General features: G+C 48.7%; 22 protein-coding genes and 1 tRNA gene. 12 read left to right on the top strand and 11 right to left on the bottom strand.

All coding sequences use genetic code 11. The features are described 5' to 3' along the window. Positions 1–145: 145 nt before the first annotated feature. Entirely contained in the window at positions 146–376 is a 231-nt protein-coding gene (locus tag OXH18_RS04010; protein WP_268611131.1) for a hypothetical protein, read from the bottom strand. A gap of 172 nt (positions 377–548) precedes the next feature. Here OXH18_RS04010 and OXH18_RS04005 point away from each other — a divergent pair, with 172 nt between their 5' ends. Continuing rightward, entirely contained in the window at positions 549–2747 is a 2199-nt protein-coding gene (locus tag OXH18_RS04005) for an NAD(P)/FAD-dependent oxidoreductase (RefSeq protein ID WP_268611130.1), read from the top strand. Between the two features lie 71 nt (positions 2748–2818). Here OXH18_RS04005 and OXH18_RS04000 read toward each other — a convergent pair whose 3' ends face one another. The 5 genes from OXH18_RS04000 to OXH18_RS03980 form a co-directional block, all read right to left on the bottom strand. Continuing rightward, complete coding sequence (locus tag OXH18_RS04000) at positions 2819–3400, bottom strand: LCCL domain-containing protein (protein ID WP_268611129.1); 582 nt, start codon at positions 3398–3400, stop codon at positions 2819–2821. Between the two features lie 152 nt (positions 3401–3552). Then, a complete protein-coding gene (locus tag OXH18_RS03995; protein ID WP_268611128.1) occupies positions 3553–4398 on the bottom strand; it encodes an NB-ARC domain-containing protein in 846 nt (281 codons plus the stop codon). 93 nt (positions 4399–4491) lie between these two features. After that, positions 4492–4995 carry a hypothetical protein gene (locus tag OXH18_RS03990; RefSeq protein ID WP_268611127.1) on the bottom strand — a complete coding sequence of 168 codons (504 nt, stop codon included), beginning with the start codon at positions 4993–4995 and terminating at the stop codon, positions 4492–4494. A 685-nt stretch (positions 4996–5680) separates the two neighbouring features. After that, on the bottom strand, positions 5681–8587 hold the full coding sequence (locus OXH18_RS03985; RefSeq protein WP_268611126.1) for a protein kinase domain-containing protein: 2907 nt from the start codon (positions 8585–8587) through the stop codon (positions 5681–5683). 167 nt (positions 8588–8754) lie between these two features. Next, a complete protein-coding gene (locus tag OXH18_RS03980; protein WP_268611125.1) occupies positions 8755–10359 on the bottom strand; it encodes an AAA family ATPase in 1605 nt (534 codons plus the stop codon). A gap of 259 nt (positions 10360–10618) precedes the next feature. On the opposite strand from OXH18_RS03980, the gene OXH18_RS03975 reads away from it, so the two are divergent. From OXH18_RS03975 to OXH18_RS03960, 4 genes are all read left to right on the top strand, one after another. Further along, on the top strand, positions 10619–10804 hold the full coding sequence (locus OXH18_RS03975; RefSeq protein ID WP_315874669.1) for a DUF3285 domain-containing protein: 186 nt from the start codon (positions 10619–10621) through the stop codon (positions 10802–10804). A gap of 11 nt (positions 10805–10815) precedes the next feature. After that, positions 10816–11460, top strand: a complete 645-nt coding sequence (gene ybeY, locus OXH18_RS03970) for an rRNA maturation RNase YbeY (protein ID WP_268611123.1) — start codon at positions 10816–10818, stop codon at positions 11458–11460. A gap of 134 nt (positions 11461–11594) precedes the next feature. Next, positions 11595–12059: a diacylglycerol kinase family protein gene (locus OXH18_RS03965; protein WP_268611122.1), complete on the top strand. Its 465-nt coding sequence runs from the start codon at positions 11595–11597 to the stop codon at positions 12057–12059. A gap of 66 nt (positions 12060–12125) precedes the next feature. Continuing rightward, complete coding sequence (locus OXH18_RS03960; protein ID WP_268611121.1) at positions 12126–12731, top strand: anthranilate synthase component II; 606 nt, start codon at positions 12126–12128, stop codon at positions 12729–12731. 77 nt (positions 12732–12808) lie between these two features. Here the strand turns inward: OXH18_RS03960 and ureA are convergent, their stop codons facing one another. The 4 genes from ureA to OXH18_RS03940 form a co-directional block, all read right to left on the bottom strand. Next, the gene (gene ureA, locus OXH18_RS03955; RefSeq protein WP_268611120.1) at positions 12809–13111 is read right to left on the bottom strand and encodes an urease subunit gamma; all 303 of its coding nucleotides are present in this window, start codon (positions 13109–13111) and stop codon (positions 12809–12811) included. A gap of 15 nt (positions 13112–13126) precedes the next feature. Beyond that, positions 13127–13198, bottom strand: a tRNA-Gln gene (locus tag OXH18_RS03950). 249 nt (positions 13199–13447) lie between these two features. Next, complete coding sequence (gene mraY / locus OXH18_RS03945; RefSeq protein WP_268611119.1) at positions 13448–14542, bottom strand: phospho-N-acetylmuramoyl-pentapeptide-transferase; 1095 nt, start codon at positions 14540–14542, stop codon at positions 13448–13450. Between the two features lie 169 nt (positions 14543–14711). Beyond that, the gene (locus OXH18_RS03940) at positions 14712–14948 is read right to left on the bottom strand and encodes a DUF3134 domain-containing protein (protein ID WP_268611118.1); all 237 of its coding nucleotides are present in this window, start codon (positions 14946–14948) and stop codon (positions 14712–14714) included. 384 nt (positions 14949–15332) lie between these two features. Here OXH18_RS03940 and OXH18_RS03935 point away from each other — a divergent pair, with 384 nt between their 5' ends. Together OXH18_RS03935 and OXH18_RS03930 are read left to right on the top strand one after the other, a co-directional pair. Beyond that, positions 15333–15920: a PAP/fibrillin family protein gene (locus OXH18_RS03935; protein ID WP_268613122.1), complete on the top strand. Its 588-nt coding sequence runs from the start codon at positions 15333–15335 to the stop codon at positions 15918–15920. Between the two features lie 30 nt (positions 15921–15950). After that, positions 15951–16727 carry a PD-(D/E)XK nuclease family protein gene (locus OXH18_RS03930; protein WP_268611117.1) on the top strand — a complete coding sequence of 259 codons (777 nt, stop codon included), beginning with the start codon at positions 15951–15953 and terminating at the stop codon, positions 16725–16727. A gap of 30 nt (positions 16728–16757) precedes the next feature. On the opposite strand, the gene trpS is transcribed toward OXH18_RS03930, so the two are convergent. After that, positions 16758–17768, bottom strand: coding sequence for a tryptophan--tRNA ligase (trpS, locus tag OXH18_RS03925; protein WP_268611116.1), 1011 nt, complete (start codon positions 17766–17768; stop codon positions 16758–16760). 215 nt (positions 17769–17983) lie between these two features. Here trpS and OXH18_RS03920 point away from each other — a divergent pair, with 215 nt between their 5' ends. The 5 genes from OXH18_RS03920 to map all read left to right on the top strand — a co-directional run bounded on the left by OXH18_RS03920 (position 17984) and on the right by map (position 23456). Beyond that, complete coding sequence (locus OXH18_RS03920; RefSeq protein WP_268611115.1) at positions 17984–18286, top strand: hypothetical protein; 303 nt, start codon at positions 17984–17986, stop codon at positions 18284–18286. 591 nt (positions 18287–18877) lie between these two features. Continuing rightward, the gene (locus OXH18_RS03915) at positions 18878–19954 is read left to right on the top strand and encodes a glycosyltransferase family 4 protein (RefSeq protein WP_268611114.1); all 1077 of its coding nucleotides are present in this window, start codon (positions 18878–18880) and stop codon (positions 19952–19954) included. Positions 19955–20285: 331 nt separating this feature from the next. After that, positions 20286–21770 (top strand): glycosyltransferase family 4 protein, encoded by a 1485-nt coding sequence (locus tag OXH18_RS03910; protein WP_268611112.1) that lies wholly within the window; start codon positions 20286–20288, stop codon positions 21768–21770. Positions 21771–22088: 318 nt separating this feature from the next. Next, positions 22089–22556 carry a hypothetical protein gene (locus OXH18_RS03905; RefSeq protein WP_268611111.1) on the top strand — a complete coding sequence of 156 codons (468 nt, stop codon included), beginning with the start codon at positions 22089–22091 and terminating at the stop codon, positions 22554–22556. A gap of 117 nt (positions 22557–22673) precedes the next feature. After that, entirely contained in the window at positions 22674–23456 is a 783-nt protein-coding gene (gene map / locus OXH18_RS03900) for a type I methionyl aminopeptidase (RefSeq protein WP_268611110.1), read from the top strand. Positions 23457–23610 lie beyond the last annotated feature (154 nt).

Genomic DNA, 23610 nt, shown 5'->3' with positions numbered 1-23610 from the left:
ATTATCTAACAGCCTAGTTCAACCAAATTTTAGTTCAATCAAATTATCGAGGCAAAGGTGGGCCCTGCTCACCTGCCTTTGTAATTGTCTCTTAACAATAGAAGCTCACTCAACTTAAAATTAATTCCCTAATTACGCCCAAACGCTAGAGCGTTTTCCAGGCTTCGGAGACAATATCGCTAAGCCATCGCCGCGATTCAAAATCCAGCAAGCTGTCGTCGGCCAGCACCTCGGCTGTTAAATCTTCTAGCGATTGTCCCTTGGAGCGGGCAATGTGGACAACACCCGCGATCGCCGTGGCAATCAACTCTTCGTTGATCGGTTTTTGTCGCAAGGCAGCAATCTCTTGAGAGTTTACAGGAATAGGATAATTCATTGCTAACCAGAATAAAAGAACCTTCTCTAGATAAGATGAGAACTATGTAAAGTTTTTTGAGAACTTCCAATGTACTCGGAAGTTTAACGCACTCTGGAGGATTGTCAACCCTGTTTTTATCGGAAGTTTAATTATTTCCACAGAAAATTTATTGTTGCTTTAGAATTCGGGGATGAAACAAATTCTTTATCTCGAGGTTCCAACACCAGATACAGCGGCTGTTCGCCAGTGGCTACAGCAGCAGTTTCAACCTGCCCTTACGTCTCGATCGACCGAGAAGCAAGTGACACCGGATGGTTGTCGGCTCAGGTTTCTAAGAAATACCCATCAGTCTACTCAAATTTCTGAGAAACGGAAGCCGTTAGCTGAAAAACTTTCACCGGAGGAACTCTCTATTTTTACGTGGTCGGTTCAGCGCACCACCTATTTGAAGGTGTTTCGATGGTCAGAGCAGTCTGTTGCACAGGAAGCTCAGCTTTTAGCGCAATTGACCCAAGAGCTACGATCGCAGTTTCCCCAACGCTATCCTGCACCGCCAACTTTGGATTTAACCAAGCAATCGATTTTTGAAGCACTGGCTCCGTACTATCCCAAAACCGCCAAATATTTTCGATCAATTCCCAATGGCGAATATGACCTGACACGAGTCTATTGGTGGGAACAGCGCTGGCGATCAGGAGTCCAGCAGCCGCAATCGCCCAAACAAGTCATTTTTAAGGCTGACGAGCGCAGCCCCGCCGATCGGCTTACACCCGTATCTTTGGATTCGTCCCATCTATACGATCTGATCTACATTGGCGGTGCCCTAGGTGTGATTCATGCGGCGGTGATGGCGCAGTTGGGCTATCGGGTGCTGCTAATTGAGCGGTTGCCCTTTGGGCGCATGAACCGAGAATGGAATATTTCGCGCCAAGAGTTTCAAACGTTGATTGACTTGGGATTATTTACCCCAGCCGAATTTGAAACTGTCATCGCCTGCGAATATGAAGACGGATTCAATAAATTTTTTGATGCCAACAATCCACCACAGGCAAAAGCGCCCGTATTACATACTCCTACAGTGTTAAATATTGCTCTAGATGCCGAGAAGCTCTTGCAGCTATGTGGCGAAAAGTTGCGATCGGCGGGGGGGGAAATTTGGGATGAAACCGAGTTTAACCAAGCAGAAACTAGCCCCAACAGCGTCACGGTAGAAACGGTGCATCTGCCTACCCAAACCACTCGCGTTGCCATTGGTCGCATTTTAGTAGACGCAATGGGAACTGCTTCGCCGATCGCCTGGCAACTCAATCATGGTCGAGCGTTTGACAGCGTTTGCCCTACTGTTGGGGCGGTGATTGATGGTGGATTCGAGCCGGGTGTTTGGGATTCGCGCTATGGGGATGTGCTCAACAGTCATGGCGACATTTCGCGAGGACGGCAATTAATTTGGGAACTGTTTCCCGGCAAAGGTGAAGAACTAACGTTTTATCTATTCCATTACCATCAGGTGCATCCAGATAATCCCGGTTCGCTGCTAGAAATGTACGAAGATTTCTTCACTATTCTGCCAGAGTACCGTCGCTGTGAGGTAGAGAAGCTGCGTTGGAAGAAGGCAACCTTTGGCTATATCCCTGGACATTTCAGCATTCGGGGCAACGATCGGCGCGTTGCCTTCGATCGATTGGTGGCCATAGGAGATGCGGCTTCGCTACAATCACCGCTGGTGTTTACCGGATTTGGTTCCTTGGTACGCAATTTGCCCCGCCTCACTGAATTGCTGGACACGGCCTTGCGACATAACTTGACCCAGGCTAAATACCTGAACCAAATTCGTGCCTATCAAAGTAACATTGCCGTCACTTGGCTATTCTCCAAAGGCATGATGGTTCCCACAGGGCGCACTCTGCCACCTGAGCGAGTGAATGCCATGTTGAATACATTCTTCGGCATTTTGGCCAGCGAGTCGCCGCAGGTGGCCGATCGCTTCATCAAAGACCGGGCGGGTTGGTTGCCCTTTAATCGTATGGCAATCAAAGCGGCGGCCAAAAACCCGGCGTTGCTGCTGTGGATTTGGGATATGGCCGGTAGGCGCGATCTAATTCGTTGGGTGGGTAGTTATATCAACTTTACCGTCAGTGCTATGATTAGCTGGCTGTTGCGCTGGCTACCGGATAGGGTGCGATCGCTGCAAACTTGGCTCGAACCTCGAAATCCAGCGCTGTGGTTCTGGTTGCTGTCCCAAAGTTATGCGCTGACGTATGGCGTTGGCAAGCCGCGCCCTGAGTGGATACAACATCAGCGCCAATGGCAATCCCCTGAGACACCGCCGATCGTGGCTAATCCAGTGACTAATCCAGTGGTTAATTCAACAATACAGTTGGAGGAGTAAAGGTGTTGAGGAAGTTTGAGTTTGTGTATCGCTGGCAGGGCTGATGTAGAAATTGGGAATGAGCGAGCAACTTAGCGAATGATGGTGAAGGAGGAAGAGTATCGACCGTGTCCTTTACTCACCACTCCAGAGCGCTGGCTGGCTGTAAAGGCTTGCTGCTCGCCATGCACTTCGATCGTGACGTTCCCACCTTCTGCTTGGGTGATGACGCCAGCATGAACTGCCGCCTCACAAACACTAGAATGCCCTGTGTAGATGTCAGTTCCGTATAGGCGATTGATTGGGTCTCTACTGGGAGGGCATTGAAATGTGAATTGCTGCCCTATACTTCCTCGCAAACCCAACTTGCCGTTGATAGTATCACTCCAGCGAATTAGAGGAATGTCAGTATCGACAGGAGCAGGCATGGAAGGAGACGTTGAAGATGGAGACGTAGGAACGGAATCAGCATGGGGGAGTGGAGATGTGTCAACAGAACTGGGCCCCGACGCGGAAGGCGTATTGTCTTGCGAAGTCTGTAAAGCAGATTCCGTGGGAGATTCAGGGAATATTCGTTTCACCAAATCGGGGAAAAGAACAGGCGCACCGATCGCTGTCATCACTGCTGCGATCGCTGCTATGATTGCTGCCCAACCAGCTAAGTCCTTTTTCAAAGCTCTTTACCTCCATTCACTAGACGTTAGTCACCCCAGTCTTGATGTGTCACTTTAAACACAAGCCCTGGGATTGGTTCTTCATTCATAGCAAATTGGGCTGGAATCTATCCAACGGGAGTGGCGGGTTGCTTCTTAGGTAACCCTCAAGTTTATTCATCATCGCGAACATCTTTCAAGTCATTAGCATCCATGGTTACAAGGCAGACCTTTACCAAGTTCCAGGGAATTGGGGTAGGGGCAAACACGCTCAGCCAATAGCTCAACCGTTGCGCGGCTGGAGTTAACTCATGCCAACTCAACTCGACAACAGCGGCCAGGCTTTCGTAGCTAGTGGTCATGGCCGGTTCGGGTCGATAGAAAGCACGGGCATCCAAGCGTTTTTTAATTAATTCTTGCTGTAGTTTGGCGATCGACCAATCCGGTTTCTGCGCCAAAAAACGTCCCACCAGTTCCAATCCCAATGGCAAATAGCCCAATTGAGCACAGAGGGATTTGGCTCCCTGTAGTTCTGCCTGAATTCGCGCTGCGCCTGCTAGCTCTTGCAACAATTCTAGGGCGGCTGCTTCGGTTAAAACGTGAATTTCCAACGACTGCACCGATCGACCCAACCGATGGCGCGTAGTGATCAACACTTTGAAGCGGCGATCGGCGGGGGGGAGAAACGGGGCGATCGAGTCGTAATCTCTGACATCATCTAACAGTATCAGGACATCGCCATCGCGCCACTGTTGCCAGCAAAACGCCACCTCTTGCTTTAAATCCAGTCCCTTTGGCAGTTCTAGCTGTAACTGGACTTTGGCAAAGTTCACCACTTGTCTGCCAATGTCTGGTGCTGTTGCCCGCAGCCAGCACACTCCCCCTTCATACGATTGCTGCTCATAGTGAAAGTGGGCATACTGCAACGCCAACTCAGTTTTGCCGATGCCGCCCATATCGGCGATAGCGGTAATTGCCACGCGATCGGTTTGTTGCAATAGCCAATGCAGCCGTTTCAAGTCGGTTTCACGCCCGACAAACTTGACGGCTCTACTGCGCGGCAGGTTGGTAGGGGGAGTTAACTTTGCCCGTTCCCGATCGGGCGACTGTGGTCAAGGCTGCGGTGGTGCACCGGAATGATTGTGGTTTGTCAGAGTTCCTTGTTGAGCTGAAGTCTTGTCACTAGTACTCTGGTTGTTAATGTTCTGGTTATTGAACGGCTGTTCTTGTCCACCAGGCACATTCCGCACGTTTTGTCCCTGCTGCATCGTGCTGATTTCCTGATGGATTTGTTGCGCTAACTGCTTTACCTCAGTGGCAAATTTCTCATCATGATTCATCTCCATCTGCAAATAAGTAGCGATATTCTCCAGTTGGTTAGGTGTCACCTGTTGCGATCGCTTAATTGTGGTTTCCAATTCCTGCATTTTTCTAGACTTGAACCGCAACCGCCCCCAAATTTTCTGGCGCAGGACATCCATTTGGGTCAGCACTTTCTCAGTTAGGATTTCAGAGGCTTTGCTGATGCTAGCTTTCCCCACTTCCGGATTGAGAAACGCCTGGAATGCTAATTGCACGATTGTCCCTGCGGACATTGCTGTCATGGGGTTAACCATAAGTCTCCTTGGTGGAATAGAACCGTCAACTAGAAATGGCAGAATCCCTCTCAACCAAATCAATTACCCTAGAGATTCCGTAAATTCGTCCACCATTTCTGATTGCATCTACGAAACTTGACAATTACAACCGGGAGAATCGGTCAAGAACAAAATCGATCGTGGCAACGGATGAAGTACTTGGGACAGGGCCAGCGCTGTAGGAGACATTACACAATGACTTAACTATCCCTCGGATTGCTATAAAAGCTGCAAGGGAACAGGAAACGATTGAAAGGAGACGATGAAAGGATGGAATATAGAAAGGATAGATATACAATGGCTCGGCTATTTTTTTCAAGCAATTGTTCTAAGAAGATATAAATATCCTTTTTGTCACCATCCTTTTTGTCACCTTGTTGGTGTCGGACGGCGCAAACTATCAAGACAACGATCGTCTCTCGTTGCACTTTATAGATAAAAGGAAAATTTGTCTAGACTTATTTATTTGATTTTGCCTTCCGAACCCCCTTCATCCCCCAGCCCCTGTTCCCAGAAAAAGAGAGGGGAAGCTGGTTCGAAAGTCCCTCTTCCAGAAGGCAAGGGATTAAGATGTAAGTATTTACTTATTTTAGGTATGTCAAGTATGTCCATCGACTTACAAAGGCGATCGAGGTCTTCTGAGGTTTGTTGTTGCTTGGAACAATTAACTGCGAATGCGGGCGAAGTGTTCTAATAGCAAACGGTGAATGAAGATATAGCCCCCCCCGACTTGCTGGAGAAAAGCTTGTTCCGTCGCGTAGTTGAGGAATCGCGCATAGTTCCAGGGGATATAGCCATTACGATACAAAATCGATCGCAGTACGAAATGTTTAAGGCAAGCTTGTCCACCACCAAAAATGAATCCGGCGATGGCGCCTCCAAAAAAGCCGTAGCTGAGACCGTAGAGCGCGCCTAACTTCCAGCCCAGGATAAGCCCATAAATCACCATAATAACAACGGCATCAATTGCTCCACCCATGAGGCCACCCAGCCCAGCACTTTTAATGGTGCGCCAAATACCTTGATTGGGTATCGTTTTAGTTTCGATTGTGGAACCTCGCAGCCCATGCGTTAAGCCATAGATAATACCACCAACAATTCCCGCGCATGTGCCACCCAACATTCCCAAAAACATGCCGCTGCTAACCTGCTGATTAATCTGCGATGGAGTCACTCCCGGATTCAATTCGCTGAGCAAGCCAAAAATGAATCCTGCCACCAATCCCAACGGAATGCCGTTCTTCAGCCCCAGTAGCAAGCTTTTTCGAGCTTCTCGCCAAGACCACTTTAGCGTTTCCACCGTTTCAATATCTGGTTTGCTGACGATCGCAATTACGCCAAACGCCACGCCAAAAATCAGCGCATTCATCAGCCCCTTGACAACTCCGCTGCGCCAACCGTCGAGAATGCCATTGGTGAACCCACCCGTGATGATGCCAAAAGGAACTCCCATCAGCACGCCAGACAGCGCTACGCCAAAACGATATAGCCGCTTCTGTCGAACCGTTTGCAACCAAGACGGCTGCATTTGCTCAATGAAAAACACTCCTTGCGACTGCCGCATTAGTTGCTTGGCCAACCACGACAACCAATCGACTGCCTGTACCTCCGAGTAGCGCCGATCGCTGCGCCGTTGCAACATGCTTTGAATGTAGGCGTTGAATAACTGGCGACGACGTTCTTCAATCACCAAAATTTCCGTGACATCTTCAGCTGCCACTCCCTGATAGGCCAACACCATTATGTTGAGCATCAGCGGCGATCGGGCCAGTTCCCGCAGGGAGGGATCGTCTTGCAGCAGGGTTGTTAAGCCACTAAGGTCAGCATTTAAACAATCGAGATACTGATCAACTTGGGCCTGGGTCAGCGATCGCAAATAAACAGCACTTTGAAAATCGAGCCGATTGGACAACGCCTCATAATCTTTGAGGCGGCTACAAACCACCATTTCAGTGCTATATTGCTGCTGAAACTGATTCAACGCTTGCACACAGGACTCTCGATATTCCGCCTGCACTTCGTCCAACCCGTCTAGCAGCAACAACAACTGCTGTTGTTCCACCCAAGGTTGAGCAATTTTCTTTGGAACTTGATATTTTTTGTTGAGTTCTTCCACGAGCCAAGCCGCAATGTTTTGATCTGTGCCCGTCCAGGACGAGAGGCTCAGGACTACGGGAATTAGTTGAGAAACATCCTGTTCTGCTCGATCGATTAAATCACGCGCCAATTGCAGCAATGTAGTGGTTTTACCAGCCCCCGGTTCTCCCAAGATTAGCAGCGTGCGCCCCGTTCCCAACTGATCAAACAACGAAATGACCGGTGTGCCCTGGGGCAGGGTATGCATTTCTTGTTGGTGGGGTTGCCAAGCCAAATTCCAAGGCGAGGTGACAGCCTCGGGGCGTTCTTCTAACCCCAGAACAATTAGAAGCTGATCGTGCAGCGAGGTGTCTAGAACTCCCCGTACCCAGTAGTGCTTCACCTTAGTCAGCAGAGCTTGGCGATTGCGGTATTCTTGCCGAGTTAGTGGGGTAGCTGAAGAATGGCTAGCAACGGCAACTTTGCGGCGGCGATCGTGCTTCCCAGTCAGCGGCATTCGATTAAACTGCGCTAAGGACTTGACCAACTGCGGTGCACGTTTCGGCGGCATCGTTTCGTCTTGGTCATGTGTATCGACGACGGCGGGTACGGGTTGTAGCACGGTACTAGAGGGTAACGCCATCAGAGCAGCGGTGGTAGACGGATCGATCCCCGACGTAGAAAAGGCCGATGCCAAGGCTTTCAGCGCTTCCGACGCATCTTGATAACGGTATCGATAGTCATAGCGCACCATTTTATCGAGCACCTGTGCTAATCCTAGACTGATCCCCAACGACTCGCTGCTAAATTCGCCCGATCGCTCATCTTTAGGAAGTTCTTTGGGGTTGATACCAGTTAACGCCTGGAGCGCTACCATACCTACTGCATAGACATCGCTGCTGAAATGGGGCATCGACGATTGCTGCTCTACAGGCATGTATCCCGGAGAACCAATCGCCACCGTAATGCTACTCTGTCCCGCGCTCGGATCATAGTGGGCACTAACCTGCTTCACGGCCCCAAAATCAATCAAAACAATGCGGCGATCGTGCTTGCGACGAATCAGGTTCGAGGGTTTGATATCGCGGTGAATCACCTGTTGTTCATGGACAAACGCCAGCACCTGTAATATATCTTGCAGTAGCTCCACCACCTCGGCTTCACTAAGGCGCGGCTGTCGATCGAACTCCTGTTCCAGCGACCAGCCCTCAACATATTCTTGTACTAAATAAAATTCGCCATCTTGTTCAAAATGAGCCAACAGACGGGGAATTTGATCGTGATTGCCCAAGCGATACAGCGTTTTCGCTTCTAGATCAAACAACCGTTTGGCAACCGCAAGCGACTTGGAGGCACTCAGTCTTGGCTTAAATTGCTTCACCACACAAAGTGGCTGTCCAGGTAGGTGGCTGTCGCGCGCCAGAAATGTCTGACCAAATCCACCACTACCCAACGGTCTAACAACGTGGTAATGCCCTGCTAAGATCGAACCCATTAGCGAATCGCTGTCCCGTTATAGTAATCAGGTTTTCCGTTGGCGATCGTAATAAAACCCGAGTCGATCGCCCTTCCAGCTTAGCCTTCCTTTCTATATTCAGATCCACTGTCAGGGGATGGCAATACGGACAGACCCCTCACTCATTTCCCTCACTCATTTTGCTCTCACTCATTGTCAGGCAGGGTTGTCTTTCGCCGCCTCACCAGAGGTTTTGAGGGTTTGGCTGTCTTGGCTGAACGAGTTTTGGTTGTAGTTGTTGTAATCGTTGCTTTGTTTACCAGGAACGTGCCCCGCTGTGATAACACCTCCAGAAAATGCTGCATTTCCAGCGCGTCTGCCTCGGCACTAGCTGCCTGAAGAATGGCATTTTGCACGATCGCCGCAATCTCACCACCGCTCAATGCCAACTGTGCCAAGCTTTGCCAGTCAATCTCAGGACTGTGGGGAACTTGGGGTGGAATGGCCCTCTGCCACAGCCGAATTCGAGCGCTGGCATTAGGTTTGGGAAAGCTCAACACTTGATCCGCTTGCTGCCGCCACTGAATTTGCATCGCTGAAAGGGAATGGGTGCTCAAAATGGTCAGGACTGGCCCCTGTTCTCGTTGTCGTAGCTGCCACAACTGATGTTGCTGATGAGCCAGTAGCAATGCCGATCGCCCAAACCACATCTGTGCTGATTTGAGCAGCAGCACGGCCGGAGCCACCGATCGAATCGTCTCTAGCCAGCGTTCATAATCATCTGGATTGATGGTTGCTAAATCAATGCGGTAGAGCGGTTCCCCCAATGCCTGAGCTATCACAGTAGCGGCTGTGCCCTTGCCAGTTCCCGTTGTTCCTGTAAACAAAACGATCGTCCCCGGTCGCGCTCCTATTTGAATAGACGAGAGTCCCCAGTGGGTTTCCGCTTTGGCATAGTTCTGCTGCCGTTGTACTAATCCCTGGAGTGTTTTAATTAATGCATCAGGTAATACCAGACGTGACCAGTCGAGGCTGGAAGTCTGAGAGGGAACTGGAGACGGCAAGAACTCAATCGGTTGGATAGAGAACGATGGGAACGATGGGACAGCCGTAACTGTGGGGAGCCGTAACAACTGCTCTAAGTTTTCTAGACTGGGCTGGGCTGCCAGCAAGTAATTGACCAGTGGTGCCACCAGTTTCAGCGGACAGTTCAACAAACTATCCACCGTTGGATGCAACCGCAGCAATTGATACTGCATCAAGGGCGAAGCCGTTACTAATCGATGCCGTGCTGATCGCCATTCCTCATCATTCCGACAGAGCAACCGCAGCACCAAGTCGAGCGTGGGCAAGTCGGTTTTAACTGGAGCATCATCCCCCTGAAGATAGCGATACAACCGAGCATAGCGCCGATTGATTTCCGGAGCCAGGCTCATTAACACCAAATTTTTTTCAAACAGCGTCAGTCCCAGTCGATCGCGCAAAGCTGGTAAACCCAACAGAACGCCGTGTCGATGGCTAACCTGAATTTTGTGCTCTAGCTGCTGCTGGTAGGTTGCCTTGGCTCCTCCGGTTCCAGCCGGTGACAACTGACGATGCTCATCATAAGAGACCTTGCCTTCGGGTACGATAATGCCCTTCCACCAAGCACTCGTGACACGATCGGCTTTCGATTGAGTCACTCGCTCTAGATCATGATTCTCTTTACGTTGCCGCGCCACCGCCACCATCAAAATCTGATCAAGCCAGCGCAGTTCTGCTTTCAAATATGCCCAGTTATCAGAAAAACTCTCAGATGAATCGGTTGACATACAGCAGAGCGTTGAGATGGAGGGTAGCCATTCTATTGTGTCCGATCGATCGTGTTGAATGGATCAACAAAATTGGTTGAGATTGCCAGAGAAAACAGCCAAAGAATCATTCCCTTTCACTGGACTTTTATCATCTATCCATTACCGAATTGTTACATTCGGAATAACATAGAACTGGACATATTCCTAGCTCCAGTTTTTTATGAGTGAATCTACTCAACCATCGCCATCACCGGGTTTACCCACCAATAGTCCTGCAATGCCCAACGCTTCTGAGTCATCATCGCCTCCTCAAGAGTCCAATTTCTCAGAACCCAAACCCAGCTATGTGAAGCTTGCTATGCGGAATATGGTTCGCAAGCGGGGAAAATCACTTTATCACTTTGCGCTCACGACGATCGGGCTGCTAGCGGTGCTGATTGGTCTTGCCTATCTAACACGCTAAGGGAGAGAGCAATGCCCCACTCGATCCTAGAAGTTGAAGTGACAATACAAGATCACTTTTTTATTGAGGCAGCTGATGCCTCCCATCGACTGGTTCCCTGTTTCGATCGATCAACGGCTCCCATCTCTACCGACCTGTGGAAGCATTGGTTTAATCGGTGGCTCAACGAGCTTTACTCCTATTTACCAACTGGCGATCGCGATGAACATTGCTATGAACTAACAGTACGGCTAACGGACGATGATGAGATCCAAGCCTTCAATTCGCAATATCGTCACAAAAATCAACCGACAGATGTATTAGCATTCGCTGCCCTAGAGGTAGACTATCCTCAACTTGAAGCGTTTGACCTTGAAGCATCAGCAGATGACTTTCTGTATCTGGGAGATATCGTGATTTCAGTCGAAACCGCCCAAAGACAAGCGGCTCAACTGGGGCACTCGTTGCAACAGGAGTTGGCATGGCTGGCTGCTCACGCTCTTCTTCATCTGCTGGGTTGGGACCATCCAGATCAAGACTGCCTGCTGCGTATGTTAAAACAGCAGGAAACTTTGCTACAAACTGTTGGGTTATCGATCGATTACCATCAAATAGAAAATTTAATTCGGCAAGACTATTTAGACACTCCTTCAGATACAGACTTATGCAACCTGTAATGCATTCATGCTTAAACTCCTGTGTAGTCCACTGCCGCTTTAGCACTGCCTAATGGTCTCTTGCTTCTTTCTCCCTCTATGATTTGATCGTCAATCGCTTCTGCTGTCAAGAATAGTCCTTCATTAGTACGAGTATGTCGCCAACGACTCAAGAACTCCCACAAGAAACGCAACGGTGTTCTAGTGCCCTTGCCAAGCCCAGTCGATCGCTATCTTGGCGTGTTGCATCCAACCTGTTTGTCAGCTTTCGGTATGCTTGGACAGGACTGAGCTATGCGTTTCAAACGCAGCGCAACTTTCGCATTCACCTGTTTGTGGGCACAATTGCGATTGGTCTGAGCGTGTTCTTAAACCTGAGCCGGGTAGAAGTTGCCATTATTGGCTTAACCATTGGTGCAGTGCTAACCATGGAATTATTAAATACGGCGATCGAATCTGTTGTAGATTTAACGGTTCGGCAAACCTACCATGAGCTAGCTAAAATCGCCAAAGATTGCGCGGCTGGGGCAGTTTTGATTTCAGCCTTTGCGTCGGTGATCGTCGCTTGCTTTCTGTTGATTCCACCGCTAATTGAGCGGGTACAGACAAGTTGGTTTTAAGCGCCGATTCAACTAGCCTCTTGTGGGCGCTGTTCATCTTGCTTGAAACCTATCTCCCTGGTTGCCATGATTCTTGTTATCGATAACTACGACAGTTTTACCTACAACCTAGCCCAATACTTAGGAGAACTTGGCACAGAGCTACCGATTGCTGCCGAGGTGGAGGTTTATCGAAACGATCGGATTTCACTAGACCAAATCCGTCAACTGAACCCAGATGGCATTGTCATTTCTCCGGGACCAGGACACCCGAATGAATCTGGCGTTTCACTAGCCGTGATTCGCGAGTTGGGACCCACCATACCCATTCTTGGGGTCTGTTTAGGGCATCAAGGCATTGGACATGTGTTTGGCGGTAAAATTACCGCTGCACCTGAACTGATGCACGGTAAAACTTCACCAGTACACCACACAGGTGTAGGCGTGTTCGCAGGCTTGGAGAATCCCTTCACAGCCACACGCTACCATAGTCTAGTGATCGATCGCCCAACCTGCCCTGCCATCCTAGAAATTACGGCTTGGGTAGAAGATGGCACCATTATGGGGGTTCGCCATCGCCAGTTTCCCCATATTCAAGGCGTACAGTTCCATCCAGAGAGCGTTTTAACTCACTCTGGTAAGGCACTCTTGCGAAATTTCTTGATATCGATCAAACAACCTCTTGCGGTTTGAGGGAGAGGGGGGCAAAATCCATCCCCTCAAACCATCATTGCTAGCAATCAGTTGTCTAGCTAGATTATGTTATGTGGCTACCGAATTGGATCGTGCACAGTCACCAGTTTTGTGCCATCAGGAAAGGTAGCTTCTACTTGTACTTCGTGCAACATTTCGGCAATACCATCCATCACGTCAGCGCGAGATAGCAACGTTGTACCATAGGTCATTAACTCTGCGACTGATCGCCCCTCTCGAGCGCCTTCAAGGATAGCTGCCGAGATATATGCGACCGATTCCGGATAGTTTAACTTTAATCCCTTGTTCTTGCGGCGTTCGGCCAACAGTGCAGCCGTAAAAATGAGCAACTTGTCTTTCTCTTGCGGCGTCAATTGCATATTTTATGTCTCTAACTGGGGTGCTAGGATTCGAACCTAGGAATGGCGGGACCAAAACCCGCTGCCTTACCGCTTGGCGACACCCCATCGCATCAGCCATCTTATCTTAGCAGTTGAAGTCGTAGAAGTGTCAAGATTGTTTTCCATCTTTTTGAGCCAAATTACAGACGGGGTTGGACGAGGCAATTAGCCGCCAGCTAAACCAAGTTCCTTGACTCTAAAGAGAATATCTAAAAAGACCCTAGAAAAGGGCACAGACATAAAATCCATGCCCTCCTCAATATTGGTGCAAGTTGTGCGGTATCGAGGTCGTATCGAGACGTTTACCCGAGGCGATTAGGCTACCAGCAAACCCAGTAACGCCAGCAGCCCTCCAATCAAGTAAAACCGAAATACGACTTGGGTCTCACTCCAACCAGTTAGCTCAAAATGATGATGTAACGGAGCCATTTTCAGCAAGCGTTTCCCAACACCGCGATCGTCCTTGGTTGCTTTATAGTATCCAACCTGCGCCAATACCGACAGCGATTCGGCGAGGAATATACCGCTGAGAACAAGTAGCCCGAACAGCGAATGACTGACAATGCCAACGGCTGCCAGCGCTCCTCCTAACGCCAACGATCCGGTATCTCCCATAAACACGCGAGCCGGATTGTGGTTGTGCGACAAAAAGCCTAAGCAGCCGCCCGCCATACAAGCGCAGAATACTGCCAAATCCGGAGAGTTTGAGACAATCAACGCTGCTAAGCCCATGAGCGCGATCGCCCCCGTACCAGCGGCAAGCCCATCTAAGCCATCAGTGAGGTTGGTTGCATTACTTTCAGCTACCAACACAAACCCCGCCAACAGCCAGAACAGCCCACCCAACGGCAACGTAATGCCCAGGGGAAGCGCGATTGTGGAAAAATCGATCGGTTGAGTTAAAAACAACCAAAGACAGAACACTGACCCAAACAAAATTTGCAGGGTCAGCTTCATGCGCGGAGAAATGCCCTTGTTTGATTTCTTGCGCAGAATTTGCCAATCATCCATCCAACCGATCGCTGCATACGCCGTTGTTAAAGCAGCCACCGCCAAAACCATCGGAGAAAAGCCAGACCACAGCGTGGCCATAATTACCGCCACTGGCACAAAGAAAATGCCCCCCATCGTCGGCGTTCCCGCCTTTTTCAAGTGAGCTTGGGGACCATCTTGGCGAATCACCTGCCCAGCCTTTAGTTGTCGCAGCAATGGAATCACCCAGTAGCCTAACCCAGCTGTCAGCAAGAAACAGGCTACTAATGGTAACGTTAAGCTCACACTAGACAGGAGCGATCGCCCTGCCCACCAATCCAAAATCAATGCAGCTGTACTTAATCCAGCACCCAATCCGATAAAAAGCTGATTGCCCGTTAGACCGACCGTCCGATCGGGGATTAACTTTGCATCCACAGCGTCCTACACTCCACACCACATATAAATTAGAGCTTCAAAGCAGTCCTTCAAAATCGAGAATGTCATCCCAGACTTCAACGCTAATAATCACGAACCCGCACTTCATCTCCGGATGATTTCGAGAAAGTGCCATCGCACATCACCACTGCTGACACTATAAGAAAAATTACTCATCTAAATCAAGAGAATCGTCATCATCATCGTCAAGATCAAAGCTACTGTCGTCGCCCGTCATCAGTTCCGTAATTTCTTCTTCGTCGTTTGAGAAATCAAAATCACTGGCTTCACGAGATAACAATCGCCCCGTTCCCTCTAACCAATCGAGAATAGAAGCATCGCGCTGCACTGGAATCACCGTAGCAGGTTGATGACGCGGTTGTTCATGTAAGGCTGGATTACGCATAGGTTTCCGATTTGTGTTGGTTGTAGTAAAAGTTGGATGCTGTCTCTACCTAACTAGGTAAACAGATCTAAACCTAATCGGCAGCAGATCTTATGTTAAACAACAATTAGGGAATACGTTGGGGTGATAACCAGTCCATAAGGCTTGAATCAAAACTATTGAGCTAGCTTCAGCCCACCCGATGTTAATCCAATGGCAGAAGCTAACTAACACGGGATAGTAATAGCGTGGAAACCATTCGATGTCAAGAGAATGATTGACATCTATTGGCTTGAGTGTAAACAGCGAACCGTCAACGTCTGTTTAGTGTAAAAGCATCTTTCTGGATTGAACCTCAAGATCTGTTACGGCTTATGTATTTAGTGTATGGCGAGGTGGACAAAAATGTTGGGGAAAGCAACTTTATTAGAGACGATCGCCGGAAAAAATCGGGGGATTTCGGCAACCGCAGCCGAGAAACAGGCAATTCTGTCTGCTATCGCCCAATTAGAAGACCGAAACCCAACCCCGCACCCTGTTGAAGCGTTGGACAAATTGAACGGGAACTGGCGACTTCTTTATACCACTAGCCAAGAGCTACTACAGATCGATCGCCTACCATTCCTGAAACTTGGACAAATTTATCAATTCGTTCAAGCTTCAGCTGCCAGGATTTATAACATTGCAGAAGTATCGGGATTACCCTACCTAGAAGGTTTGGTCAGCGTTGCGGCTCGGTTTGAACCCCTGTCACAGCAGCGCGTTAAGGTTAACTTTGAACGGGGCATTATTGGATTACAGCGACTAGTGAAGTATCGATCGCCCAATGAGTTCATACAACGAATTGAATCTGGACAAAAATTCGCCGCGATCGACTTTAACATCACCAATCGAGACCAAAAAGGCTGGCTCGATATTACCTATCTAGATGACGACCTGCGCATCGGTCGTGGTAATGAAGGTAATGTATTTGTGCTCACAAAAGCGAACTAACCTCATCCTTTCTCCGTTAGCCTTTCCTTCATGTTTCACCTTTCCCAAGGGCATCTCAACCTATTGCAAACCTGTCCGCGCAAATTTCAGCACGTTTATCTAGAGCAACTCAGCGTTCCAACGTCTTTTGAGCAGCAAGCACGCTTGAACTGGGGCGATCGCTTTCATCGACTGATGCAGCAACGAGAACTCGGCTTACCCATCCATGAGCTATCCGGTATCGAGCCACCCTTGTCTCGAAGTATGTCAGCGCTCTTTCAAGCCGCCCCTGAATTATTTGAACCCAACGAAGCACAGGTTCGCCAAAGTGAACATCGCCGCACCTTGCCGCTCCAAAACTACCTGCTGACCGTTATCTATGATTTGCTGATTTTGCAGCCACAGCAGGCGCAAATTCTTGATTGGAAAACCTATGCCCGTCCGCCCCATTCTCGCTGGCTAGCGCAACATTGGCAAACTCGCCTTTACCTGTTTGTCCTAGCAGAAACCAGTGACTATACGCCCGAACAACTGTCTATGATCTACTGGTTCGTGGAGGCAGATCCCAATCGCACCAACCAACCAACCAGCCTGACGTTCACCTATAGTTCGATTTTGCATCAACAAACCAAGCAGGATCTAATGCGGTTACTCCAGCAGCTAACCGCCTGGAAGCAGCAGTATCCAGAGCAAGATTTCCCGCAAATTCCAGCGTCGAACCATCTCTGTGAAACATGTAACTTTGCGGTGCGTTGCCAGCGAGAGAATAGCGATCGACCCACTTTCGCCCGGCTGGATGTAGACACAATCGAGGAAATTGCTCTGTAGCGGGGCTATTGTACAGATTAAACTTACAGATTAAACTGGCATGGAATAGCCCAGCGCTTGCTTCACCTTCACCAGTGTTTGATTAGCGATCGTTTCTGCTTTTTCGCGTCCATCATGTAACACAGTTTTTAGATAGTGCTCGTCAGCCATAATTTCGTCGTAACGCTTCTGAATTGGTTTCAACACCGAAATCAAAGCATCTGTAAACAGTGGTTTGAACTGTCCCCAACCCATTTCAGCCGCTTCAGCCGCCACGGTTTCCTTCGGTTGGTTGGTCAAAATCATGTACAGCGTCAGCAGGTTGTTGCACTCTGGGCGATCGGGATCATCAAACGTTAGACCCCTCACAGAATCGGTTTTGCAGCGCTTAATCTTACGCTCAATCAAGTCGGGTGGATCAAGCAAATTAATTCGACTCATATCCGACGGATCAGACTTCGACATCTTACGAGTGCCGTCCGTCAAGCTCATCACCCGTGCCCCTTGCTTGGGGATCATCGGCTCTGGCAACTTCAAAATCGGCTGTTCTTCTTTGCCAAATTGATAATTGAGCCGGGCAGCAATGTCTCGTGTCAATTCTAAATGCTGCTTCTGGTCTTCGCCTACGGGAACCTTGTCAGGTTGATACAGCAAAATGTCGGCCGCTTGTAGCACCGGATAGGTCAATAACCCTGTCCCCACATTCTCGCCTTGCTTGATGGCTTTTTCTTTAAACTGCACCATGTCGTCTAGCCAGTTTAGCGGGGTAATACAGCTAAATAGCCAGGCAAGTTCTGTGTGAGCAGGAATATGCGACTGCACAAAGACAGTGGCATGCTCTAAGCTGATACCACAAGCCAAATACATGGCAGCCACTTTATAAGTATTGTCGGCGAGTTTGGTGGGATCATGCGGAACTGTAATGGCATGAAGATCAGCCATAAACAGAAAACTGTCATAATCCTGTTGAATTTCAACCCAATTCCGAATTGCACCCAAATAGTTGCCCAGATGCAGTTCGCCTGTTGGCTGAATTCCAGAAAGAACACGAGGCTTGCCCATAGGTAGTTGCTAGTTTTTTCACAAGCAATTGTAACCATTTTGCCTGAAACTATCTTGTCTGTTAATTGATCTCGCGTCACCATGGGCAGGATTTAAAGACTTGATTAATCTCGACCATGATTGCTTGGCAGGATCAAACTCGACACAGCACAATCAAACAAAGTAATCCACAATGACCTGTTGCTGACTTCAGCACACACCCTCATTTTTCAGCTATGACTGAGTCCGTCACCGCAGATCCGATCGTTCATCTTCAAGAATGTGTCTCGTTGGTTATCGATCGCTCGTGTTATGCCGAAGCAAATCAGGCGTTTACCCAATTAAAAGAGCGACTGGCAACCGATGACCCCTTAGCCGCGAAAATGCTGGAACTGTTGTGGGATGAAATGCTCTCTGCCCGTCGATCGGCAAGTTTTTGGGAACAGCTTTCCGACATTGAACGACAATTCACCGAACAAATGGCTGCCAGTCATGTGCAATTACAGCAGAACTATTTACGCCTCATTCAAGAGCAGTAACTAGCGGCAAGCCCCTCAAATGCGGCAGACGATCACATGCTGTTTGCTTGTTTTTCTAGTGGCTCCTGGAATCATCGGCTCGATCGCTTCACCTAGGAAAAGCTGATAGTAATGATTAGAATTTCCTACCGATCCGTAGGGGCAAGGAAGAGTGAAGCATTTCTAACAGCCAGTTTGCATAGATAGCAGCTGGGTAAAGCAACCAACCCGTGTTTCAACCTTGTTAAGGTTTTCTTTATGACAAGGTAAGTCGTTTGTAACAAGAGAGTTTCGCAGGCAGCAGTGACCATAGCGTCCCCTTAAGCGCAAGCTGTGCAAAGGCGAACGCAAACATTTTGTTGGATATACGCTTGTAATAAAAATCAGTCAAATCAAATACATTTTTTAGCTTCCAAAGGTAGGGATATCCCTAATACCTTTGGTGAAAAATCCGCATTGTCGAAAAAAGTGAACTTCTCTTAAATTTTCATTCAGTTCTTGTCATTTAGTTACTTAGAGGTAACTCTTAAGCGGGATGTGCTACTCGGAAGCAACCCGTAGAGTTTAGAAAAATCCATTTTTGAATCTTCCTCTCAATTAGGAGGTTAATGTATGCGAATTGCTCAGGTCGCTCCTTTGTGGGAAAGAGTTCCCCCACCGGCCTATGGCGGCATTGAATTGGTGGTTAGCCTATTGTCGGATGAGTTAGTCCGGCAAGGTCATGAGGTGACACTCTTTGCGTCTGGAGATTCGTTGACGCTGGCTAAACTAGAATCGGTTCATCCTCGGGCTTTGCGACTTGATCCGTCGGTCAAGGAGTATGCAATTTACGAAATGCTGCAATTAGCGCAAGTGTACGAACGAGCCAGTGAATTTGATGTGATTCATTCTCACATGGGCTGCGCTGCGCTTCCCTACTCTAAACTGGTAAAAACGCCGACGGTACATACCTTACACGGAATTTTTACACCTGATAATCGTAAGCTGTATTCTCATGCTAAAGAGCAACCTTACGTCAGTATTTCTAATACACAACGCGACTTAAATCTAGGGCTGAACTGTGTTGCTACCGTCTACAACGGTATTGATGTCGATAGCCACAAGTTCTTTCCACAGCCAGACGAGCCTCCTTACTTGGCGTTCTTGGGGCGAATGTCACCTGAAAAAGGCCCCCACCATGCCATTACGATCGCTAAAGCGGTTGGGCTGCCGCTCAAGATGGCTGGCAAAGTTGATGTGGTAGATGTTGAATACTTTGAAACTGAGGTGAAGCCTCATATTGATGGCGAGCAAATTCAGTTTTTAGGTGAAGCGAACCACGAGCAAAAGAACAATCTTATGGGACGGGCCGTAGCCACCCTGTTTCCCATTACTTGGCGCGAACCATTTGGACTCGTCATGGTCGAATCAATGGCAGCCGGTACTCCTGTGGTAGCGATGAGATTAGGGGCAGCTTCCGAAGTCATTGATGACGAAAAAACAGGATTTCTCTGTGACAGCGTTGACGAATGTATTGCTGCGGTTCATCGCATTGCAGAGATCGATCGCCGCACTTGCCGAGAACACGTGCTCAACCATTTCAGCGTTAAACAGATGGTGAAAGGGTATGAGGCTGTTTATCAGCAGATTTTGGCAAACCGCGTCACTCGGAATGGTCATTTCCATCACTCGGTTATTTTGCAACCGTAGCGTAACGTTTTTCTTTCGGTGGTTTTCCCTGATCTGGTATCTAGGGTTGTTGCGTAGATGTCCCAGTATCGGAAACTCTAGTAACTAACACAGCTAGTCCATAGATCCAGTTCAGACTTTGCCAGTAGGACCTTAGACATCAACTTGACCCTGGACTTGACCTGCAAGCGAATTAATGGTTTAACCCATCTTGTCCTGCTTTCTGTGATTGATGGCAGCTTCTGCAACGGAAGTGGTAAGCCAGTTTCGTTGAAAGCAAGTGAAAGGTTAAACCCGACTCAGTCTCTGTGTCTCTATGGCATACCGATCTCAAACATAATGAGGTAAGAATATGTCACACTCTGATGCACAGTCCCTTGCATCTATTTCAACCCCTAAGGCTTCTGTGCTGCCATCCTCTTCTTTTGCAGTCAGTAAGCGAGCCATTCCAAATCGCCAGGCGATCGCCCTAATTTCCGATCATGGCGATCCAGCCGCTGAAATTGGTCGAGAAGAAGCGGGTGGACAAAACGTTTATGTTCGTCAAGTGGGAGAAGCCTTAGCTAAATTGGGCTGGCAAGTGGACATGTTCACCCGCAAAAGTCATCCAGATGACCCTGCGATTGTCCAGCACTCGCTCCATTGTCGGACGATTCGGTTGCAGGCTGGACCTGAATCCTTTGTCCCTCGCGATCAGTTATTTCAGTATCTACCAGAGTTTGTTGAAGCCTTTCAAAAGTTTCAAGCGAAGGAAGGAACGAATTATCCTCTCATTCATACCAATTATTGGATGTCAGCCTGGATTGGCTTACAGCTTAGACAGCAAAGCAACATTCAATTAGTGCATACTTATCACTCGTTAGGGGCAGTAAAGTATCGCGCTGTTGCTGAAAAGCCTGCGATCGCTGAAACCCGGTTGGCAGTAGAGAAACAAATTCTAGAACAAGCTAATTGCATTGTTGCAACTAGCCCTCAAGAAAAAGAGCATTTGCGATCGCTCGTATCCCAACAGGGGTATATCGAAGTCATTCCCTGTGGGACAGACATTGACAAATTTCATGTCATGCCTCAGTCGGAAGCAAGAGTTGCATTGGGCTTTCAGCCCCACGAAAAAATTGTACTGTACGTAGGACGGTTCGATCGGCGTAAGGGTATTGAGACCCTGGTACGGGCCTTCGCTCAAGTCAAGCAGCAATTAGAAGCCAACTGGGCAACGGATCTCGATACCTTGATTCTCAATCCGAGCTTGCCTTTACCAACCTTGCGGTTAGTGATTGTAGGAGGTAGCGACCCAGCCCAATCAGACGGTCAAGAGCGCCAGCGAATTGAACAAATTGTGCGAGATTTGGGCCTTACAGACCAAACCTTATTTGCCGGACAAATTGGACACGATCGTCTGCCACTGTACTACACAGCCGCCGATGTCTGTGTTATTCCCAGCCACTACGAGCCGTTTGGATTAGTTGCCATTGAAGCAATGGCGTGCGGCACACCCGTTGTTGCCTCGGATGTGGGTGGGTTGAAGTTTACAGTTGTACCGGAAGAAACAGGGCTGTTGGTTCCTCCCCAAGATGGGACTGCCTTTGCCAATGCGATCGAACGAATTTTGACGGACGACATTTGGGTTCGCAAGGTGCGGCGACAGGCGTCGGCACGGGTACAGCAAAACTTTAGTTGGACAGGCGTTGCGGTTCAACTCAGTGACCTATACCGACGCCTCATGGCCCAATCCCTATTGGCACCATCCGCCTTCACGGCTCTAGATCCAATGGCGGCAACTCCCGAAAATATCGCCACTGCTGCGGTTCGTGCAGAGAATTTGGTTAAAGCCTCTTAAAGCTGTATTAAAGTCCTCAATCGTGGTTCACACCCACTTTCTGAGAGGCACTTGAATCGGTTACAGCAAAAATGAGTTAGCTAAACAGGACACCTCGATCGGGGTGTCTTTTGGCAAGTCAAGACGGAGCACCTAGAGAGCGACCACATCCCACCACTCATATTCCAACAAACTAACAAAGATTAAGTCTTCTCCATTGTTTCATTGGTTTCTTAAGATTTTTTCTCCGGAGTGTTGACCGAGTCCATTGTCAAGGTAGGTGAAGCTTGGTTATCAAGCGTCTCTATGGACTTTTCTATCCACTCAAGGGAGTTCTCAATGTCTGAACGACTACGCGAACAGTTGGGAGACTTCAGCAGCATCGTTTGCCTCAAAGCGATTATTACGGGAATGGAAGATGCGCTAGGTGAGAAAGCCACCGCCATTTCATTAATTGCCGCTGGTCGTACCCGTGGCAAAAAATTAGCAGAGTCTCTAGGGCTTGTGGGAGTAACAGACTTTGAAACCGTCACACAAGCTTTGTCTCAGGCTTTGGGCCCTGAAGGAACTCGCTTGCTGATTATTGAAAAAATCGTCCAGGATGGTACTTGCATTAAAGTCTATGTCAAAGAGACGATCTGTTCGGCAGGCGAACCACAGGGATCTACTCGTCAATGTACGTTTACCCTAGGAGCCGTTTGGGGTGCTCTAGAAAAAATCCTAAATAAGCGATTGCAGGGAAAACATACGGAATCGGTGCTGCGGGGTAGCGCATACGATGTGTTTGAGTTCACTGAACTTGGTTAAGAGGCGATTGTAACCCTTGGCGCTACCCTCGGTCATTAGACCGACGCACACTTCCTGACTTCATCTAAAGTAGGTATAGGTAGAAGTAGAATGAAACGTAGAGCAACATAGCCATACATGGACAACGAACCGATCGTCCTGCTATCGAAGCGGGAACTGGAAAAAATGCGGCAGGCGGGGCGTTTAGCAGCCGAACTCCTCAAGTACCTAGAACCGATGGTGAAGCCAGGTGTATCAACCTTAGAGTTAAACGATGCAGCCGAGGCATGGACTCAGCAACACAATGCTAAAAGCGCGCCCTTGGGCTATCACGGCTTTCCCAAATCGATTTGCACAAGCGTCAACGAAGTCGTCTGCCACGGCATTCCCAACGCTAAACAAATTTTACGCGACGGTGACATCATCAATATTGACGTGACGCCCTTGCTCGATGGCTACCACGGTGACACGTCTAAAACTTTTTTTGTTGGAGAACCATCTCCCTTAGCGCGCAAACTCGTTGAGGTGACAGAGGAATGTTTGTGGCGCGGCATTAAGCAGGTAAAACCCGGAGCCAGAGTGGGGGATATTGGTGCAGCCATTCAAGAATATGCCGAAGCCCATGGCTTTTCGGTCGTGCGAGATTTTGTTGGGCATGGAGTTGGGCGAATTTTCCATACGGCTCCTCAGATCCCTCATTATGGCACTCGCGGCAAGGGCAAAAAGCTGCGATCGGGGATGGTTTTCACGATCGAGCCAATGATTAACGAAGGCACTTGGGAGGTGGAAGTGTTGGCAGATAAGTGGACGGCTGTCACTAAAGATCGCAAGCTGTCTGCTCAGTTTGAACATACGATCGCGGTGACAGACGATGGCGTAGAAATCCTGACCCTAGACTCTGCTCTCGTTCCTACGGCTTAACCATGGGCTGTTACGATTTCTAACGACGATCTTTGACAGCCTGTCTTTTGACGGAATCAAGAATTTCTCGCAGGATAATGTCAGGAGAGGGCTGTGGATTCCATTCTTACTTGCAAACAACAGCCCTTTTTTCATCTTCTCCTGACATTGATAA

This window comes from Thermocoleostomius sinensis A174, assembly GCF_026802175.1.
GTDB classification, from domain to species: Bacteria; Cyanobacteriota; Cyanobacteriia; order Elainellales; family Elainellaceae; genus Thermocoleostomius; species Thermocoleostomius sinensis.
This window is presented reverse-complemented; position numbering and strand designations above follow the sequence as displayed.

Coding starts and splice junctions, on each gene's coding strand:
- OXH18_RS03915 (WP_268611114.1), top strand. CDS start 18,878: ATGCGAATTGCTCAGGTCGCTCCTTTGTGGGAAAGAGTTCCCCCACCG.
- map (WP_268611110.1), top strand. CDS start 22,674: ATGGACAACGAACCGATCGTCCTGCTATCGAAGCGGGAACTGGAAAAA.
- OXH18_RS03905 (WP_268611111.1), top strand. CDS start 22,089: ATGTCTGAACGACTACGCGAACAGTTGGGAGACTTCAGCAGCATCGTT.
- OXH18_RS03990 (WP_268611127.1), bottom strand. CDS start 4,995: ATGGTTAACCCCATGACAGCAATGTCCGCAGGGACAATCGTGCAATTA.
- OXH18_RS03920 (WP_268611115.1), top strand. CDS start 17,984: ATGACTGAGTCCGTCACCGCAGATCCGATCGTTCATCTTCAAGAATGT.
- OXH18_RS03910 (WP_268611112.1), top strand. CDS start 20,286: ATGTCACACTCTGATGCACAGTCCCTTGCATCTATTTCAACCCCTAAG.
- OXH18_RS04005 (WP_268611130.1), top strand. CDS start 549: ATGAAACAAATTCTTTATCTCGAGGTTCCAACACCAGATACAGCGGCT.
- OXH18_RS03935 (WP_268613122.1), top strand. CDS start 15,333: ATGTTGGGGAAAGCAACTTTATTAGAGACGATCGCCGGAAAAAATCGG.
- OXH18_RS03940 (WP_268611118.1), bottom strand. CDS start 14,948: ATGCGTAATCCAGCCTTACATGAACAACCGCGTCATCAACCTGCTACG.
- OXH18_RS03930 (WP_268611117.1), top strand. CDS start 15,951: ATGTTTCACCTTTCCCAAGGGCATCTCAACCTATTGCAAACCTGTCCG.
- ureA (WP_268611120.1), bottom strand. CDS start 13,111: ATGCAATTGACGCCGCAAGAGAAAGACAAGTTGCTCATTTTTACGGCT.
- OXH18_RS03985 (WP_268611126.1), bottom strand. CDS start 8,587: ATGGGTTCGATCTTAGCAGGGCATTACCACGTTGTTAGACCGTTGGGT.
- OXH18_RS03975 (WP_315874669.1), top strand. CDS start 10,619: ATGCCCAACGCTTCTGAGTCATCATCGCCTCCTCAAGAGTCCAATTTC.
- OXH18_RS03960 (WP_268611121.1), top strand. CDS start 12,126: ATGATTCTTGTTATCGATAACTACGACAGTTTTACCTACAACCTAGCC.
- OXH18_RS03965 (WP_268611122.1), top strand. CDS start 11,595: ATGTCGCCAACGACTCAAGAACTCCCACAAGAAACGCAACGGTGTTCT.
- OXH18_RS04010 (WP_268611131.1), bottom strand. CDS start 376: ATGAATTATCCTATTCCTGTAAACTCTCAAGAGATTGCTGCCTTGCGA.
- OXH18_RS03980 (WP_268611125.1), bottom strand. CDS start 10,359: ATGTCAACCGATTCATCTGAGAGTTTTTCTGATAACTGGGCATATTTG.
- ybeY (WP_268611123.1), top strand. CDS start 10,816: ATGCCCCACTCGATCCTAGAAGTTGAAGTGACAATACAAGATCACTTT.
- trpS (WP_268611116.1), bottom strand. CDS start 17,768: ATGGGCAAGCCTCGTGTTCTTTCTGGAATTCAGCCAACAGGCGAACTG.